This is a genomic window from Leifsonia sp. McL0607, assembly GCF_049993355.1.
Classification (GTDB): domain Bacteria; phylum Actinomycetota; class Actinomycetes; order Actinomycetales; family Microbacteriaceae; genus Leifsonia.
In genome coordinates this window covers 2,652,844-2,669,548 of sequence record NZ_CP188253.1, presented here as the reverse complement: position 1 = coordinate 2,669,548, position 16,705 = coordinate 2,652,844, and the positions used below count along the sequence as shown (strand labels likewise).

General features: G+C 70.6%; 14 protein-coding genes. 3 read left to right on the top strand and 11 right to left on the bottom strand.

Annotated features, from left to right (window positions below; translation table 11 throughout):
- The first annotated feature begins 24 nt into the window (after window positions 1-24).
- A complete protein-coding gene (locus ACPPVW_RS12875; RefSeq protein ID WP_426623512.1) occupies window positions 25-657 on the top strand; it encodes an HAD family hydrolase in 633 nt (210 codons plus the stop codon).
- Here ACPPVW_RS12875 and ACPPVW_RS12870 read toward each other — a convergent pair.
- From ACPPVW_RS12870 to prmC, 8 genes are all read right to left on the bottom strand, one after another.
- Window positions 573-1,175: a hypothetical protein gene (locus ACPPVW_RS12870; RefSeq protein WP_426623511.1), complete on the bottom strand. Its 603-nt coding sequence runs from the start codon at window positions 1,173-1,175 to the stop codon at window positions 573-575. The two genes, ACPPVW_RS12875 and ACPPVW_RS12870, sit on opposite strands and share 85 nt — an antisense overlap.
- A 5-nt stretch (window positions 1,176-1,180) precedes the next feature.
- Window positions 1,181-3,028 carry a hypothetical protein gene (locus ACPPVW_RS12865; protein ID WP_426623510.1) on the bottom strand — a complete coding sequence of 616 codons (1,848 nt, stop codon included), beginning with the start codon at window positions 3,026-3,028 and terminating at the stop codon, window positions 1,181-1,183.
- Window positions 3,025-3,837, bottom strand: a complete 813-nt coding sequence (locus tag ACPPVW_RS12860; protein WP_426623509.1) for a hypothetical protein — start codon at window positions 3,835-3,837, stop codon at window positions 3,025-3,027. The genes ACPPVW_RS12865 and ACPPVW_RS12860 overlap by 4 nt, the downstream gene beginning before the upstream one ends.
- Complete coding sequence (locus tag ACPPVW_RS12855) at window positions 3,834-4,181, bottom strand: hypothetical protein (RefSeq protein ID WP_426623508.1); 348 nt, start codon at window positions 4,179-4,181, stop codon at window positions 3,834-3,836. Before ACPPVW_RS12855 ends, ACPPVW_RS12860 begins: the two co-directional genes overlap by 4 nt.
- A 17-nt stretch (window positions 4,182-4,198) precedes the next feature.
- Window positions 4,199-4,495, bottom strand: a complete 297-nt coding sequence (locus ACPPVW_RS12850) for a WXG100 family type VII secretion target (RefSeq protein ID WP_426623507.1) — start codon at window positions 4,493-4,495, stop codon at window positions 4,199-4,201.
- Between the two features lie 58 nt (window positions 4,496-4,553).
- A complete protein-coding gene (locus ACPPVW_RS12845; RefSeq protein WP_426623506.1) occupies window positions 4,554-8,981 on the bottom strand; it encodes an FtsK/SpoIIIE domain-containing protein in 4,428 nt (1,475 codons plus the stop codon).
- A gap of 195 nt (window positions 8,982-9,176) precedes the next feature.
- Window positions 9,177-9,329 carry a hypothetical protein gene (locus ACPPVW_RS12840; protein ID WP_426623505.1) on the bottom strand — a complete coding sequence of 51 codons (153 nt, stop codon included), beginning with the start codon at window positions 9,327-9,329 and terminating at the stop codon, window positions 9,177-9,179.
- A gap of 270 nt (window positions 9,330-9,599) precedes the next feature.
- A complete protein-coding gene (gene prmC, locus ACPPVW_RS12835) occupies window positions 9,600-10,475 on the bottom strand; it encodes a peptide chain release factor N(5)-glutamine methyltransferase (RefSeq protein ID WP_426623504.1) in 876 nt (291 codons plus the stop codon).
- A 62-nt stretch (window positions 10,476-10,537) separates the two neighbouring features.
- Here prmC and cysK point away from each other — a divergent pair, with 62 nt between their 5' ends.
- Together cysK and epsC are read left to right on the top strand one after the other, a co-directional pair.
- Entirely contained in the window at window positions 10,538-11,476 is a 939-nt protein-coding gene (cysK, locus tag ACPPVW_RS12830; RefSeq protein ID WP_426623503.1) for a cysteine synthase A, read from the top strand.
- A 5-nt stretch (window positions 11,477-11,481) separates the two neighbouring features.
- On the top strand, window positions 11,482-12,051 hold the full coding sequence (epsC, locus tag ACPPVW_RS12825; RefSeq protein ID WP_426623502.1) for a serine O-acetyltransferase EpsC: 570 nt from the start codon (window positions 11,482-11,484) through the stop codon (window positions 12,049-12,051).
- A gap of 79 nt (window positions 12,052-12,130) precedes the next feature.
- Here the strand turns inward: epsC and prfA are convergent, their stop codons facing one another.
- The 3 genes from prfA to thrB all read right to left on the bottom strand — a co-directional run bounded on the left by prfA (window position 12,131) and on the right by thrB (window position 16,703).
- Window positions 12,131-13,207: a peptide chain release factor 1 gene (gene prfA / locus ACPPVW_RS12820; protein ID WP_426623501.1), complete on the bottom strand. Its 1,077-nt coding sequence runs from the start codon at window positions 13,205-13,207 to the stop codon at window positions 12,131-12,133.
- 102 nt (window positions 13,208-13,309) lie between these two features.
- Window positions 13,310-15,487, bottom strand: coding sequence for a transcription termination factor Rho (gene rho / locus ACPPVW_RS12815; RefSeq protein WP_426623500.1), 2,178 nt, complete (start codon window positions 15,485-15,487; stop codon window positions 13,310-13,312).
- Window positions 15,488-15,746: 259 nt separating this feature from the next.
- Window positions 15,747-16,703 (bottom strand): homoserine kinase, encoded by a 957-nt coding sequence (thrB, locus tag ACPPVW_RS12810; protein WP_426626297.1) that lies wholly within the window; start codon window positions 16,701-16,703, stop codon window positions 15,747-15,749.
- Window positions 16,704-16,705: the final 2 nt, after the last annotated feature.

Below are 16,705 nucleotides of genomic sequence, written 5' to 3'. Positions count from 1 at the left end.
ACGGTGGGGACGATACTGGTCACGATGGACGTCTACTTCTTCGACTGCGACAAGACCCTCTACGACTACGACTTCCACAAGCGTCTCCCCCGCCTGGCCGAGCTCGGCGGTGTCAGCCAGTACCGGCTGGCGTCGACCTGGTGGGCGGGCGGCCACGAACGCGCGGCGGAGATCGGCGAGTACGCCACCAGCGAGGAGTACCTGGAGGCGTTCGCCGAGGTGACGGGCGCGCGCCTGACGCTCACCCAGTGGCAGGACGCCCGCAAGGCCGCGATGGCGCCGATCGAGGGCGCCATCGCCGCTCTGCGCACAGCGGCGACGCTGGGCACGGTCTCGCTGCTGTCGAACAATCCGATCCCGTTCAAGGACTCGCTGCCCGTGCTTATGCCCGAGGTGATCGGCGTGCTCCGCGACAACGACCTCGTCTCCGCCGTACTGGGTGCGCGCAAGCCCGAGCGTCGCATCTACACTCGGGCGCTCGGACGCTTCGGCGTGCAGCCGGAGGACGCCATCCTCTTCGACGACTCGCTCGCGAACGTCGAGGGCGCCCGCGAGGCCGGAATGCACGCACATCACTTCACCCGCGAAGCCGACGGCGCCTTCGACACGGACGGGATGGTGACGGCGATCCACGCGTTCGCGGAGCGCGAGCGCTGAGCCGACGCGGCGTCGTCGATTTCGACGATCGCGTCGGCCGGCGGTGTGGGAACCGGCCCCGGCCACGGGCCGAGCTTAGATTTCACGGGCTCTGTCGACAGCTTGTTCACCAGGAAGAACGGACTGTCCGAGCGTCCGAGGACTGGCGACCAGTCGTTGTCGATGGCACCCGAAGAGATGTCGACGCGTGAGCCATCGGCCGCTTCGACGTAGACCGCCAGCTCAGTCGGACGGACGTCGCCGATCGTCCAGAGGGATCTGAGCAGATACTCCGCCAATGAGCCGGGGTCGGCGACCGTTGCTCCCGCTTCCAGTCGAGCGACCACGGTGGCGGAGTCGACAACGGTGAACGTGCTTCGCAGCCGCTCGACCGAGACGCTCGCGCCTTCGATCCCGTGGACCGCCTCGATGGAACTCTCTACGACCGCCACGGACCGTCCACGGGGCTCCTCTGCTGCACATCCGAAGAGGCCGACGAGAAGCGCCAGAGCGGCCGAATACGTGATTCTCGCGCGCACGCGACTCACCTCACCCGTTCCGCGTGGAAGTCGTCGACGACAACCGACCCACCGGCTGGGATCCGGAGTGCTCCGATCTCGCGCAGTTCCGAGGCCGCACCCATGACGGCGTAGCGCCGGACCTCGTGGACCGTCCCGGGCAGCATTGGAGGGCTGACGGTCTCGTTCATCGTCTGGACTCCTGGACCACGAACCGTAAGCCAGTCGTCACGCGGCGGATTCGGCCTGCCGTCGAGCGCCGCAACAAGGTCTTGGTCCGCCTCCAATGAGAAGACACGAACTCCTTCGCGGATGTTCATCGCACCGACTGGTGATCCCGCCGTGTGGATCTCGGTGATGTTGAACCCGCGCGGATCGGCTGCCACCGCAGCAGCCGTGATGCCACCGAGGCTGAACCCGTCCAGCTCGACCGGAGGAGCGCCGGAGCCGGTCGGGATGCCGGCCTGTCGCATCGCCTCGTACACGGCCGCGGCGAGGGAGGCGTCCGAACCTTGCCACATCGAATAGACGTCCGAGGTCACGTCTCCAGGCGACCCGTGGGACTGAGCGGACGGATCCCAACTCGCTGTCGAGGGGATCTGAACCCGGTAGCTCACGACCTCGCCGATCTGGTCGCGAACGGTGAAGACTCGGATGACTGCTCGATCGCTTCCACCGAGATCATCGAGTTGTCCGAGCCCGGCCATAGTGGACGCCCACCCATCGGGGACCACGCGTCCGTCTACGAGCTGGAACTCCCCCGCGTCTATTCCCAGGGCGTCCGCGCTGCGCAACGCACTTCGCTCGAGACGCTCCGTCTCGACGTCCTCCGCCGGGCGGACTGTCACGTCGCCGTCGTGGAAGAAGCCCACAGCGACGCCTGCGGTGACGAGGCCCGCGAGGATGTCGTCGTAGAACGGTCCTGTGGCTGCGAGGAGCGCCTGGACGCCGCCAACCGAGCCGGCGAGGGCGTCGTCGAGTGAGAAGGCACGGTCGAAGCCGGCAGCCAGCACCGATCCGTAGCGCACGACGTCTGATGCAAGGAACGGGTTGACGGCGTCGTCGGTGCCGCCGTATGCGCGGTTCGCCTCGGCGAACGCGGTTCCGAGCGAACGCAGTGCCTCCGCACCGAATCCACCCGCGACGGCGGCGATACCTCCTGCCGCGAGAGCAGGAACGGCCGCAGCGGCGACCCCGAGATCGCCGACGGTCCGGGCAGAGGCTGCGGCTACGCCGAGATCGGCCCGGACGTGCACCCCTGCCGCCGTTACCGCGCTCCCGGCGAGCGTGCCGGCGAAGGCCGCTCCCGCCTGGGTGAGCGCTGCCATCCCCTCCGTGGACGCGCGCAACGAACCGGCCGCGGCGGCCAACCACGCGTCGGCCGCGGCGTACGACGTCGCCACGGCACCGGTGGCCACGGCGAGCGCGCTCGCCTGGACGGCGGTCTGCGCCAGCCCGGTCGCAGCGATGCCGACGGCGGCCTCGGCTGCCATTCCGGAGACGGGTGAGACGGAAAACGACGCGAGCAGGTCACCATCAATGGCGATTCGCGCGGTGCTCGCCGCGAGCTCGGTCGCCTCGCGGCTCAGTGCGGCGATCTCGCTCGTCATGGCCTCCACGTCGTGGAAGGAGACCTGAAGCCGCCCGCCCGCTCCGGCAACCGCCTCGTCGACGCCCGACCGTGCGTGCGTGAGCGCCGTGCCGGCATCGTGGGTCAGTCGCCCGGCGGCTCCCGCAGTGCCGTGGACGACGTCCGCAGCGGCGACCGCGCGGTCGGCCAGAGACTCGGCACCCGCGTCGTGCAGGGGAAGCCGCGCCCCCGAGACGGTGACACCGCCGGTGTCCCCAGCATCTTCTGTCTTCGCGCGGCTCATCGTGCGATCGCCTGCAACAGGGTCGCGGTGAGCCAGGTGAGCGCGCGCCGGATCTCCTCGTCGGTCGCCTCCGCTATCGACAGTGTCGCCTCGTCCAGCAGGCGCTGCGGTGTGGTTCCGAGCGAGTCCGACGGCGGGAGGCCGAGCCGCAACCGACGCCAGCCGTGCTCGGAGCCGAACCAGTCGTCGCCCGCCATGCAGCGACCCGAGCGGCCGTCGAAGCACCTCACCCGTACGCCTCTCGACTGTCTCGCGCGGAGACCCTGAAGCATTCCGGCAGCGTCCGCGTCTACCCACAGGTCGGCGGCCACCTCCTCGACGAGCAGCGGATCACCGTGGCGGGCGGCCTCCACGATCGCGCGGGAGGCGATCACTCCCACGTCCCGTGATCCGGTACACCACGCATCACCGTGATCGACGGCGGGCACCACCGCCTCCAGCTCTGCCGCGATCCGCGCAGTGGGAAACAGCGCGACCTCGAGTGACGAGCCGGCCTCCCGAGTACTGACGGACGCCGTGTCGCGGCGACTGACGGAAGCGGCCACGACGCCGGTGACGGCGATGCTGCTGCGGACGACCTCGCCCGGCGACCAGGACACGGTCTGGACGATCCCGTCGGCGAGGCTCTGCAGACCCAGAGCGAGAAGCAGGCGCGGGTCGTGGGGGCCCGCCGACACGGCCGTTGCTTCGTCCGCACGTGCCGGCGAGCCGACCGCGAACGACGGCAGGGTCAGGCCGGGAACGGTCCGGGTCATCGCCTGCAGCTCCTCCTCGGTGGGCGTGAACCGGACCGCTGCGGCGGCACTCATCGGAGCACCGCCGCAGCTCTCTCGGTGCCCAGAGCCAGGCCTGCGGCCATCGCGGGCGAGGCGCCGAGAACGGCCTGTCCGGCCGCCGCGATCCGCGCGATCGCCTCGTCGACAGCGTGAACGTGCGCGTCCAGCGCATCGGCTGCGGCGTCGAGGTTCCGCGCTTGGTGCACCAGATCGGCGACCATCGACCGGACTCTCGAACGGAGCAGCTCCCCCGCCGCTGACGACCAGGCGCACGACTCCGCCCGGGCGCTCGCCGCGGCCGCCCGCGCTCGGAGCGTCTCCGACGCCGTGCGGAGCGCAGACGAGCGCGCCCGGATCCTGCTGGTGTCCCCGTACATCGACGCTCCTCACTCGGTCAGCGGCTCAGCCGGGCGGCCAGCTGCGCATCGACCTCGCTCAGCGTGTGGGCGGTCGAACGCAGGAACTGGGCCAGGTCGTCCAGTCCACCCACGGCGTTCTGAGCCCCGGTGGTGAAGCGCGCGTAGGCGTCGGCGAACGCTCCAGACGATCGGTCGGTCGTGAAGCCGGCGGAGACGAGCCCGGCGATCTGAGCCTGCAACCGACTGAGCGTCGCGCTGATCTCCTCGCGCCCGGCGCTGAGCCGATCGGCGTTGCCGTGCAACTCCTGGAACGAGACGTTGATGTTGGTCATGGTGCTTCCCCCTTTGGTCGTCTGCCGATCATCGGCCAGAGATTCAACATATGGCATTTCACGCTTGAGCAAAATCTTTGCATTTCACAGTCTTCGATACTGCGATTTGCAGGCACGTCAGCCGGCCCGACTCGACCAGATACCCGCGCCCGGCAGGGAACTCGTCGCGGGACACGCGTGGGAACGGCGTGCGGAACAGGGCAAGCCCGTCCGACTCGTCCGGCCGCAGCACCAGCCCCGCTCGCGCCGCTTTGAGCTCGGCGAAGAGCTGCCAGGCAGTGGGCGCAGTCACCGGGTCGCATTCGGCGACGACGGCTGCCCCGGCGCGCCGCGCAGCCTTGACGAGCCGCGCCGTCTGCGCCTCCACCGGTTCTCCCTCGAAGTCCCCGACACCTTCCACCACGATCAAGAGACGGCCGAGCTCGCGATCATCTGCCTTGAGGATTCGCGCCGTCAGCCTCGCCACCAGTGCCGAAGCGGCGTCGGGCGTCTCGGCGAGGTCGGCCCACGGCACGGCATCCGCAAGCCCGCTGCCGCGAACCGACACCAGGTACGCCTCCATCTGCGGGCGAGCCTCGATCACAGCGCCGACGATGGTGAGGATGGCCGTGGTCCGGCCGGATCCGAACGGACCGGACACCACGAAGACGCCGCTGCGGGGCAGGCCCACCGGACCGAGTGTCTCGTACCCGACGCCGATCACCGGGCGCCCGTCGACCGTTGCGGGGAGGCCGCTGCGCGGGATCCACCGCTCCAACCGCCTGACCGGCGCCGTCGGCGGGAGCCCGACCTGCTCGACGCGCCGCGCGAGCTCGTCGAGGGCGTCGGCCTGGGCAGCCGTCTCCGGGCTGCCTCCGAGAACCGCGAGTTGGACGGCGTCGCCCTCGAAGACACCCCGCCCGGGCGAATCGTCCACGGCGTCGTCTCCGTCGAACGATGTGGACCCGTACGCGATCGGGGACTCTCGACCGGCCCGGCCCAGCGCGATCCGCGCCCCGATCTTCGCGGCGAGCGCGGTCGGGATCGTGCCGCCGCGATCGCAGGACACCACGAGGTGCACACCCACCTGCCGTCCCGTCGACGCGAGTGCGACCAACCGATCGAGCGGGCGTCCCGCATCGCGGAACTCGTTCTCGGCCCGGAAGGCGGTGAGACCGTCCAGCAGCAGCAGGACCCGCGCAAGCGGTCGGCCGGTCGCGACCCGGTATTCGGCGACGGAGGATGTGCGCGCCTCGGCGAGCAGAGTCGACCGCCGCTCGACGAGCCCGAGCATGTCGCCGAGGAGCCGGTCGACGCGCTCCCGGTCGCTGCCCGGCACAACGGACCCGACCGTCGGCAGGTCGTCGAGAAGCGCCAGTCCGCCTCCGGCGCAATCGATCGCATAAAGCTCGACACGCGACAGCGGGTCGACGCCGGTCGCCACACCCGACACGCAGGCCGCCGTCATCGACGCGGCGATCGTGCGCAGAGCCGTGCTCAGCCCCGATCCCCCTCCGCCGAGCAATGCGAGGTGTCCCGCAGTGTTCAGATCGACGGTCAACGTCCGCTGCTGCTGGCGCTGCGGCTCATCGCGGAGCCCGAGCGCGATCACGCCGTCCGGGACGGTCGGCAACTCGACCAGGTCGACCGCCGACGGAAGCGGTTCGACCCAGGGCCGCCGCGGGACGGCGACGCGCGCCCGGTCGGCTGCCGCTGCGATCGTTCGAGCGAGCCGCCGGAGGTCGCGCTCCTGCGGGACGCACTTCTCTGATGCCCCTCGCGCACTCTCGCCACCGACACCGACCTCCGGCCGGGATTCGCCCGGCCCGAACGGCAACTGCCGCACGGTCAGGTTCGGCCGGCTGCCCGAGGGAGGTGTTCGACCGCCGAGGTAGCCCGTCTGGAATCCGTCCCGTCGCCCACCGCCTCGTGCCGCAATCGCGCGACCCGGTGTTCCCGGCCCGAACAGGGCGGCGTCCGGGACGCCGAGCACATCGACGCTGTCGGCCTCGTCCGCGACCCGGAGCGCGATGCGGAGGTTCGTGTTCGCCCGCAGGTCGTCCTTGACGACCCCCGACGGTCGTTGGGTGGCGAGAATCAGGTGCAGTCCGAGGGACCGCCCGCGCTGCGCGATGTCCAGCATTCCGTCCAGGAACTCCGGCGCGTCCGCCGTCAGCGCGGCGAACTCGTCGATCACGATCACGAGGGCGGGCGGCGCGGCCGGGTCGCCGGCGGACTCCATCGCCGTCACGTCCTTGGCGCCGACTCGGCTCAGCACGCGCTCGCGACGGGCGAGCTCTGCGCGGAGCGAGACCAGGGCGCGACGCACGAGCGGGCGGGTCAGGTCGGTCACCAGCCCGACTGTGTGCGGGAGGTCAGCGCAGTCTGCGAAGGCGGCTCCGCCTTTGTAGTCCACCAGCAGGAACGTCACGCGGTCGGGTGCGTACTCGGCGGCCAGCGCCATGATCCAGGTCTGGAGGAACTCGCTCTTGCCTGAGCCCGTCGTGCCGCCGACGAGGGCGTGCGGCCCATCCGCGCGCAGATCGAGGGCGAACGGACCGCTGTGCCCGTGACCCACGACGGCGCGCAACCCTCCAGGGTCACGCGGCCGGTCGCGGACCCACGACGCCGTCAACGAGTCGGTGCGCGCCCAGCGGCGGAGGATCGCGGAGGGGTCCGCCGCCACGTCGTCCCCGAAGAGGTCGAGCAGGGCGACCCTCTCAGGAAGGTCGGACTCGTCGACGACGCGGGCTCCCGAGTCGGCGACGGGCGCGAGAGCACGAGCGGCGGTCTCCGCGGCGATCGGGTCGATCGTCTCCAGGGTGCGCAGGCACACGACACGCGAATCGTGCGCGAAGCCGACCGCGGGAGCACCTCCAGCGCGATCGACCTCGACGAAGGTGCCGCAGACCGCGGGCAGCGCGTCGACCTCCGCAGCCATCCAGATGATCGCGATGCCGGCACCCGACTCCGCCAGGGCCACGAGACGCGACCGCTCGACCGGGGCGTCGCCCGAGACGAGCACGAGCACCTCCGGCTGGCGTCCACTCCCTCCGCCGCGTTCACCGCGTTCTGAGACCAAGGACTCCAACGCCGACAGGAGCGCCTGCGCGCCGGGCCGGTCGGACACCAGAGCAGTCGTCTCGCGGAGCGGGCTGTGCCGCGGGCCGACGTGCGGAAGCCACTTGAGCAAGCCCCACGCCGCCAGCCTGTCCTTCCCGACGATCGCCGCGATGGCCAGCTCTGCCGGCGAGTGCAGCCCGGCCGCTTGCACAACCAGCGCCCGCGCCACGCCTTCGGCGAGCGGCCCTGAGCCGGCCACCCCGATCGCCCGCACCCGGTCGAGCTGCTCGACCACGGGCACACCGGGCACCTCCCGGAACTCCCGAGCGAGGGCCTCCACCGCCTCCCGGTCGCCCACCCCCGCTGCTCCGCGATCCGGAAGTGAGACGTCTACGCGGCTCGGGAGGTCGCCGACGCCGAACCGGAGGCGCAGGAAGGCGTCGGTTCCGGTATGCCGGCTCCACAGCAGCGGCGAGCGCAGACGCATCGCTTCGGCGACCTCCGAGGTAGAGGGCGCCTCGAGAAGTCTCGCCGCCACCTCCTCAACACGCTCCTGCTCCAACTCGGCGCGTGCGGCACGGAGCTCGCCGTCGAAGTCCCTCCACCGCCTCGACCGTCGCCGCCGCCCACGGACACGGCCGTCGACCCACGAGCCGACGAGCATGACGGGCGACAGCGCGGCGAACAGCAGCGACATCGGCTGCCGGGTCATCGCGAAGAGCGCACCACCGAGCAGAGTGGGCGCGACGAGCGCGATCACGGGGAGCCGGGGCGGGTCATCGACCGCGGGAGGTTCGGGGAGGGTGATGGTTCGCGCGACGTGCACCCGCTGCACCCGTGGCGGCCGGATGAAGTCATCTCCGGGCAGCGACGATCGGCGCCGAGCGGCTCCCAACGGGATCACGCTCAGCTCCGTTCCTCCGACGCGGATCCGAGACGCCGCGCTCACCACCGCGCGCCGCACCAGGAGGCCGTCGACGGCGACGCCGTTCGCGGAGTTGAGGTCGGCGACCTCCACCGCCTTGGCGACGGTGACCGTGGCGTGACGCCGCGAGACCTCCCGGTCGCCGTCGAGATGCACCGCCGCCGCCCGGTCACGACCGATCAGGCTCACGCCCGAAGCGATCCGGAACTCCCGTCCTGCGCCCGGGCCGGAGACCACCCGCACGATCGCCGCGGGCGCGTCGTCGCGTTCGTCACCCGCTCGGCGCTGCCCGACCGGCACGACCTCGACCCGGTGGCCCGAACGGAGGCTCGACTCCTGCAGCGGCGCCGCGGGGTCGAGCACGATGCCCCGGTCGGCTCCCGGCGCCTCGATCCGCAGTGTGACGGCGCACAGCGCGACGTCGCCCGCCTGCTCACCCGCCAGCCGGGCGGCGAGGTCCGCGACGGTCACCGTGACGTCGGCCGTCACGAGCAGGTCCTCCGACCTGTCCTGCCCCACGTGTGTGATCGTGTACTTCATCGCTCCCCCAGCGCTCTTCCTTGAAGCGAACGTATCGCCGGGAGACGGACGAAAAGCCGCCGACGGCGCCTTCTGTGGAGAAGACGCCGAAGGCGGCGGATGTGGAGGATTCAGCAGCGCGAAGTCACGGAGCCCCTCAGCGCCTCCGGCCCTGCGCCGGAACAGCCAAGCGGCTCACACGTACGCCCCCACGATGATCAGGACGCACCAGCCGAGCGCCCACCACAGGTCGCTCCCGGGGTCACGACCGAATAGGAACGCGCGGATCGTCTCGATGACCAGCGTGATCGGCTGGTTCTGCGCTATCCACTGCGGCCAGGTCGGCATGATGCCGGCCGGAACGAACGCGCTCGACGGGTAGGGCAGGGACAGCAGCGCGAAGCCGTAGCCGCTCGCCGCGGTTGGGTTGGCCGCAGCGAGCGCTGAGGGAGGCGCGAAAGTCGGAGCGCGAGCGCCGCTGAGGCGGCTCGCGGTTCGGCGCGAATGTCGCGTCAGAGCGCGCCAAGCGCGACATTCGGCGCAAATGTCGGCTGGCGCGCGCGGCGCAGCAGCGCGCGGCGGCGCAGCGCGGCGCGGCGCGGCGCGGCGCGGCGGCGCTCAGCGCAGCGCCGTGGTCGCCCGGTCGCGGGTGGTCAGGTCGCGGTGCGTCGCGGTGGCGCGCCAGCCGTCGGCCGTCAGCAGGTCGCGGATCTGCGCACCCTGCAGCTCCCCGTGCTCGAGCACGAGCGCGCCGCCCGGGCGCAGCAGCCGACGGGCCACCGACGAGATCACGCGCACGACGTCCAGGCCGTCCGCGCCGCCGTAGAGCGCGATCGGCGGGTCGAACAGCCGCACCTCCGGGTCACGCGGGATCGCCGCATCGGGCACGTACGGCGGATTCGAGATGACGACGTCGACCGTCCCGTCGAGCTCGGGGAACGCGTCGGCGAGGTCGCCCTGCACCAGCTGGATGTTCGTCGCGCCGGACGCTTCGACGTTGCGGTGCGTCCACGCGATCGCCTCCGAAGACTTCTCGACGGCGAACACGCGAGCGTGCGGCACTTCCGTCGCCATCGCCAGGGCGATCGCCCCGCTGCCTGTCCCCAGATCGACACCGATCGGGGAGGGAGACGGCACCGCCCGGAGCGCGTCGATGGCGAACTGCACCACCTGCTCCGTCTCCGGACGCGGCACGAAAACGCCGGGTCCGACCGCCAGCTCGAGGGAGCGGAAGGGGGCCATGCCCGTGATGTGCTGCAGCGGCTCCCGCGTGGCCCGGCGGGAGGCGAGCTCGCGGACCCGCTCGGCATCGCCCGCTTCGACCGGCGAATCCAGCACCACCAGCGCCTGCACGCGGCCCCGCCCGACGCCCAGCACGAACCCGATCAGGAGGTCGGCATCCACTTCGGGATCGGGCACTCCCGCCTGCGCGAGCGCGGCGCTCGTCTCGTTGCGGAGAGAACGGACGGTGAACGCGGGGGAAGCATCTGACATGGCCCGACGAGCTTACCGTCACACTGGGCGCCTGGGCCGGTGCGCCGATTAGAGTGTGAACCATGCCAGCACAGGTCTACGCGAACATCACCGAAGCCGTCGGACGCACTCCCCTCGTCAAGCTCAACAGGATCGCCGCCGACGCCGGCGCGACCGTGCTGGCGAAGCTCGAGTTCTACAACCCCGCGGGAAGCGTCAAGGACCGCATCGGCGTCGCCATCGTCGACGCCGCCGAGAAGTCCGGGGAGCTGCGCCCGGGAGGCACCATCGTGGAGGGGACCAGCGGCAACACCGGCATCGCGCTCGCGATGGTCGGCGCGGCCCGCGGCTACCGGGTCATCCTCACGATGCCCGAGACGATGAGCAAGGAGCGACGGGTGCTCCTGCGCGCGTTCGGCGCCGAGATCGTCCTCACGCCCGGCCCCGAGGGCATGCGCGGCGCCGTGGTGGCCGCCCAGAAGATCGTCGCGGAGAATGACAACGCCATCTGGGCGCGTCAGTTCGCCAACGAGGCCAACCCAGCCATCCACCGCGCCACGACCGCTGAGGAGATCTGGACGGACACGGACGGCGGCATCGACATCCTGGTCGCCGGCATCGGCACCGGCGGCACCATCACCGGCGTCGGCCAGGTGCTCAAAGAGCGCAAGCCCGGCGTGCAGATCGTCGCCGTCGAGCCGCTGGACTCCCCGATCCTCAGCGGCGGCAAGCCCGGCCCGCACAAGATCCAGGGCCTCGGCGCCAACTTCGTTCCGGAGATCCTCGACACCACCGTTTACGACGAGGTCATCGACGTGTCGTTCGACGACTCGATCGCGACGGCCAAGAAGCTGGCCAGCGAAGAGGGCATCCTCGCCGGGATCTCCTCCGGCGCGATCGTCTGGGCCGCCCTCCAGGTCGCCGCACGACCGGAGAACGCCGGAAAGACCGTCGTGGCCATCGTCGCCGACACCGGGGAGCGGTACATCTCGACGGCCCTCTGGGCAGACCTGCTGGATTGAGTCGCGTGCCCCTCTTCCGGGCGCGGGAGGACATCCGCAACGCGCGAACGCACGATCCCGCGGCCCGTGGAGGCGCGGAGGTCGCGATCGTCTACTCCGGCCTCCACGCTGTCTGGTCGTACCGCATCGCCCACCGGCTCTGGCGCGCCGGGTTCCGCATGCCGGCGCGCATCCTCTCGCAGTTCACGCGCTTTCTGACCGGCATCGAGATCCACCCGGGCGCGCGCATCGGCCGGCGCTTCTTCATCGATCACGGGATGGGCGTCGTCATCGGCGAGACCACGTGGATCGGCGACGACGTGATGCTGTACCACGGCGTCACGCTGGGCGGTCGCGGCAGCGGGCATGGCAAGCGGCACCCCACCATCCACGACCACGTCACGGTCGGCGCAGGCGCCAAGGTTTTGGGCGCGATCGAGATCGGGACGCGGACGGTGATCGGAGCCAACGCCGTCGTCGTGCACGACGCGCCCCCGGACTCCGTCCTCACCGGCGTCCCCGCCCGCGCCCGCCCGCGTTCCGGCCACGAGCAGATCGCCGGAGACGACTGGCTAGACCCGGCACTCTACATCTGACCCCCGCGCGAAACCGCCGAGTACGTAGACATTCTGCGTACTCGGCGGTTTTTCGCGGATTTTGTGCGTACTCGGCGGTTCAGTCCTGGGCGAGGGCGGTGAGGCGCGCCTCCTCGTCGGCGAGGATGTTCGACTCGATGACCGGGTCGAGGGCGCCGTTCATGACCGTGTCGAGGTTGTAGGCCTTGTAGCCGGTGCGGTGGTCCGCGATCCGGTTCTCGGGGAAGTTGTAGGTGCGGATTCGCTCGGAGCGGTCCATGGTGCGGATCTGGCCCTTGCGGAACTCGGCAGCCTCCGCGTCCGCCTCCTCCTGCTGCTTGGCGAGGAGGCGCGCACGCAGCACGCGCATCGCGGCCTCGCGGTTCTGCAGCTGGCTCTTCTCGTTCTGCATCGAGACGACGATCCCCGTCGGCACGTGGGTGATGCGCACGGCCGAGTCGGTCGTGTTGACCGACTGACCGCCGGGGCCGGACGATCGGAAGACGTCGATCTTGAGGTCGTTGGGGTTGATCTCGACCTCTTCCGGCTCGTCGACCTCCGGGAACACGAGCACACCGGCGGCGGAGGTGTGGATGCGGCCTTGCGACTCGGTCGCGGGCACGCGCTGCACGCGGTGCACGCCGCCCTCGTACTTGAGGTGCGCCCAGACTCCCTCCGCTGGATCGCTCGACGTTCCCTTGAACGCCACCTGCACATCCTTGATGCCACCGAGGTCGCTGGAGGTCTGCTCGATGATCTCGGCCTTCCAGCGCTTCGAATCCGCGTAGTGAAGGTACATGCGCAGGAGGTCGCCGGCGAAGAGCGCGGACTCGGCCCCGCCCTCCCCCATCTTGATCTCCATGATCACGTCGCGGCTGTCGTTGGGGTCGCGCGGGATCAGCAGACGCCGCAGCTTCTCGCCGGTCTCCTCGAGGCTCTGTTCGAGGCCCGGGATCTCGTCGGCGAACGCCTCGTCCTCCGCGGCCAGCTCGCGCGCCGCCGCTAGGTCTTCCGAGAGCTGCCGCCACTGGTTGTACACCGCGACGATGCGCGACAGCTCTGCGTAGCGACGGTTCACCTTCTTGGAGCGGACCGGGTCGCCGTGCAGCTCGGGATCGGAGAGCTGCTGCTGGAGGTCGTCGTGCTCGGCGATGAGGCCGGTGACCGACTCGAACATGGGGAGGCTCCTTCTTGCTTCGACTGCTTCCGGCCGATTCGGAGAACGGAAAAGTGCCCGCCCGGCACGCCCTCAGGCATGCCGGACGGGCACTGACGTCAACTAGCGGTGGTCGTTCTCGTGACCGTGCGAGTGCGCATTGCCGTGACCGTTGGCCGGCTGCGGCATCGACTTCTGCACCTGCATCAGGAACTCGACGTTGCTCGAGGTCTCCTTGAGGCGGCCGAGCACGATCTCGAGCGCCTGCTGCTGGTCGACGCCCGCGAGGGCACGACGCAGCTTCCAGGTGATCTTGACCTCGTCCTGGCCCATGAGCATCTCTTCGCGGCGGGTGCCGGAGGCGTTCACGTCGACGGCCGGGAAGATGCGCTTGTCGGCAAGCTGACGCGACAGGCGGAGCTCCATGTTGCCGGTGCCCTTGAACTCCTCGAAGATCACCTCGTCCATCTTGGAGCCGGTCTCGACCAGCGCCGAGGCGAGGATGGTCAGCGAGCCGCCGTGCTCGATGTTGCGCGCGGCGCCGAAGAAGCGCTTCGGCGGGTAGAGCGCGGAGGCGTCGACACCGCCGGACAGGATGCGACCGGAGGCCGGCGCCGTCAGGTTGTAGGCGCGGCCGAGGCGGGTGATCGAGTCGAGCAGCACGACGACGTCGTGGCCGAGCTCCACCAGGCGCTTCGCGCGCTCGATCGCCAGCTCGGCGACCGTGGTGTGGTCCTCGGCGGGGCGGTCGAAGGTGGAGGCGATGACCTCGCCCTTCACCGTGCGCTGCATGTCAGTGACCTCTTCTGGACGCTCGTCCACCAGCACCACCATGAGGTGGACCTCGGGGTTGTTGGTGGTGATCGCGTTGGCGATCTGCTGCATCACGATGGTCTTGCCGGCCTTGGGCGGCGCGACGATGAGACCGCGCTGGCCCTTGCCGATCGGGGCGACCAGGTCGATGATCCGCTGGGTCAGCTTGGTCGGCTCGGTCTCGAGCCGCAGGCGCTCCTGCGGGTAGAGCGGCGTCAGCTTGCCGAACTCGACGCGGGTTGCGGCCTCCTCGACGGTCTGGCCGTTGATCGAGTCGACCTTCACCAACGCGTTGTACTTCTGACGGCTGTTGCTCTCGCCCTCGCGCGGCTGGCGGATGGCGCCGATGACGGCGTCGCCCTTGCGGAGGTTGTACTTCTTGACCTGGCCGAGGGAGACGTAGACGTCGTTGGCGCCCGGGAGGTACCCCGTGGTGCGGACGAACGCGTAGTTGTCCAGCACGTCGAGGATCCCCGCGACGGGGATCAGCACGTCGTCGTCGGCGATCTCGGTCTCGAGGTCGTCACCGGCGGGGCCGCCACGGCGCTTGCGGTTGCGGTCGCGATAGCGGCCCGAACGATCGCCGTCGGCCTGCAGCTGCTGCGGGCCGCGGTTCTGCTGACCAGCCTGCTTCTCGCCGTCGCCCTGGAGGTCCTTGGGCTGGTTCTGCTGACCGGGCTGATTCTGCTGGTTCTGGTTCTGCTGACCCTGCTGGTTCTGGTCGCCGTTCTGGGCAGTTCCCTTGTTGCGGTTGCGGTTGCGGCGGTTGCGTCCGCCCTGCTGCTGCTCGCCGCCCTGCTCGGCCGACTCGCCCTGGGCCGCCTCGCCCTGCACCGCCTCGGTCTCGGCGGTCGCCTCGGTCGGCTGCACCTCGGCCTCCTGCGCCGCGCCGTTCTGCTGGCCCTGGCCGTTCTGGCCGCCGCGGCCACGGCGACGACGTCCGCCCTGGCCGTCGCGCTGGGCCTGCTCGCGAGAGGCGAGCGCGGAGTCGAGCAGTGCGTCGACGTCCGGGATGATCGGCTCGACACCGGTCTCGCCCGTGTTCACGTGGGTGCCGGCAGCGACGCTCATCGCGACCGGGATGGTGGTGCCGTCCGGGCTGGAGGCACGACGCGAGCCGCGGCGACGCGGCGCTGTCGAGAGGTCGGCCCCGGCGAGCAGCGCGTCGCCCACGGCCGGCTCGGCGGTCGCGGCCGGCTCGGCGATGAGCGGCTCGACGAGAACCTGCGAGGCGGCCATCGCATGGTCGGCCTGCTCGACCTCGATGGAGGCCGGAGCGGCGACAGCGTCGCTCTGCTCGGGAGCCGCGTCCGCGGTCCCGACCGCTGCTGCTCGGGCCGTCGCGATCGCCTCGACCAGCTCGCCCTTGCGGAGCCGGGTTGCGCCCTGGAGGCCGAGCTCGGCGGCGAGAGCCTGGAGCTCCGCCACCTTGAGCGAGGTCAGGTCGCTGTTGTCCACGCCCCCGGCGTGGAGTTCGACATCAGTCACTGAAGAGGATTCCTTTCCCCCGACGCGCACTCTGCGCGTCGCTGTGGAGCACTCGTCACGTGAACCTGCCTTGCCGCGCTGCGTTCGGATCCGCGCTACGGTGCGCTCGGGATACCCGGATGCTCCGGATATCCGAAAGGCGCAGGCAGGAGTGACGGCATGATTGCTAAAGAGATCACCCGGAAGCGTGATTCGCTCGTGACGCGGATTCTTCACGGGTGCCCGAACAGCTTACCACCTCATACCGGGCGTCCTGACGCTACGCGGCCGGTGTGTCCGCCTCGTCCGCGGGTGCGACGGCCACCGTCGCACCTTTGAAGTCGACCGCGAGCATGAGCGGCTGCCAGGCCGTCTGCGCCTCCCGGGCGACCAGCTCGGCAGCGGCGAGTCGCTGACTCGGATCGCTGCAGAGCACGAGGATGGACGGCCCCGCCCCCGACACCACCGCGGCGAAGCCGTTCGACCTCAGCAGGGTGATCAGCCGGTCGGTCTCCGGCATGGCCGAGGCACGGTAGCTCTGGTGGAGCTTGTCCTCGGTGGCGGCGTGCAACAGCTCGGGGCTCTGGATAAGCGCGGCGATCAGGAGGGCCGAGCGCGACACGTTGAAGACCGCGTCCTCGTGGGGCACGGACTGCGGCTGAAGACTGCGCGCGAGCGCGGTGGACATGACGTGCTCGGGCACGAGCACCAGGGGCGACACCCCGCGGTGCACGATCAGCTTCTTGAAGCGCGGACCGTCCGGGGTGACCCAGGCGATGGTCAGGCCGCCGAACAGGGCGGGCGCCACGTTGTCGGGGTGACCCTCCATGTCGTTGGCAAGGGCGAGGAGCGCTTGGGCATCGAACTCGGCCACACCCTCCAGAAGCCCCTTCGCCGCCATGATGCCGGAGACGATGGCCGCGCCGGAGGAGCCCATGCCCCTGCCGTGCGGGATGCTGTTGCGCGCGACGAGGTTGAGCCCGGGCAGTGCGATGCCCACCGACTCGAACGTGTGGGCGATGGCGCGCACGACGAGATTCGTCTCGTCGGTCGGGACCTCCCCCGCTCCGATGCCGGAGACCTGGACGGTCGCGCCCGGCTCGTCACGGACCGCCACGCGCAACTCGTCGTAGAGCGCGAGCGAGAGACCGAGAGTGTCGAAGCCCGGGCCGAGGTTGGCGGTCGTCGCCGGGACCTTCACCGCGACCGCGCGGCCGCGCAGGTCGACCGTGCGCAAGC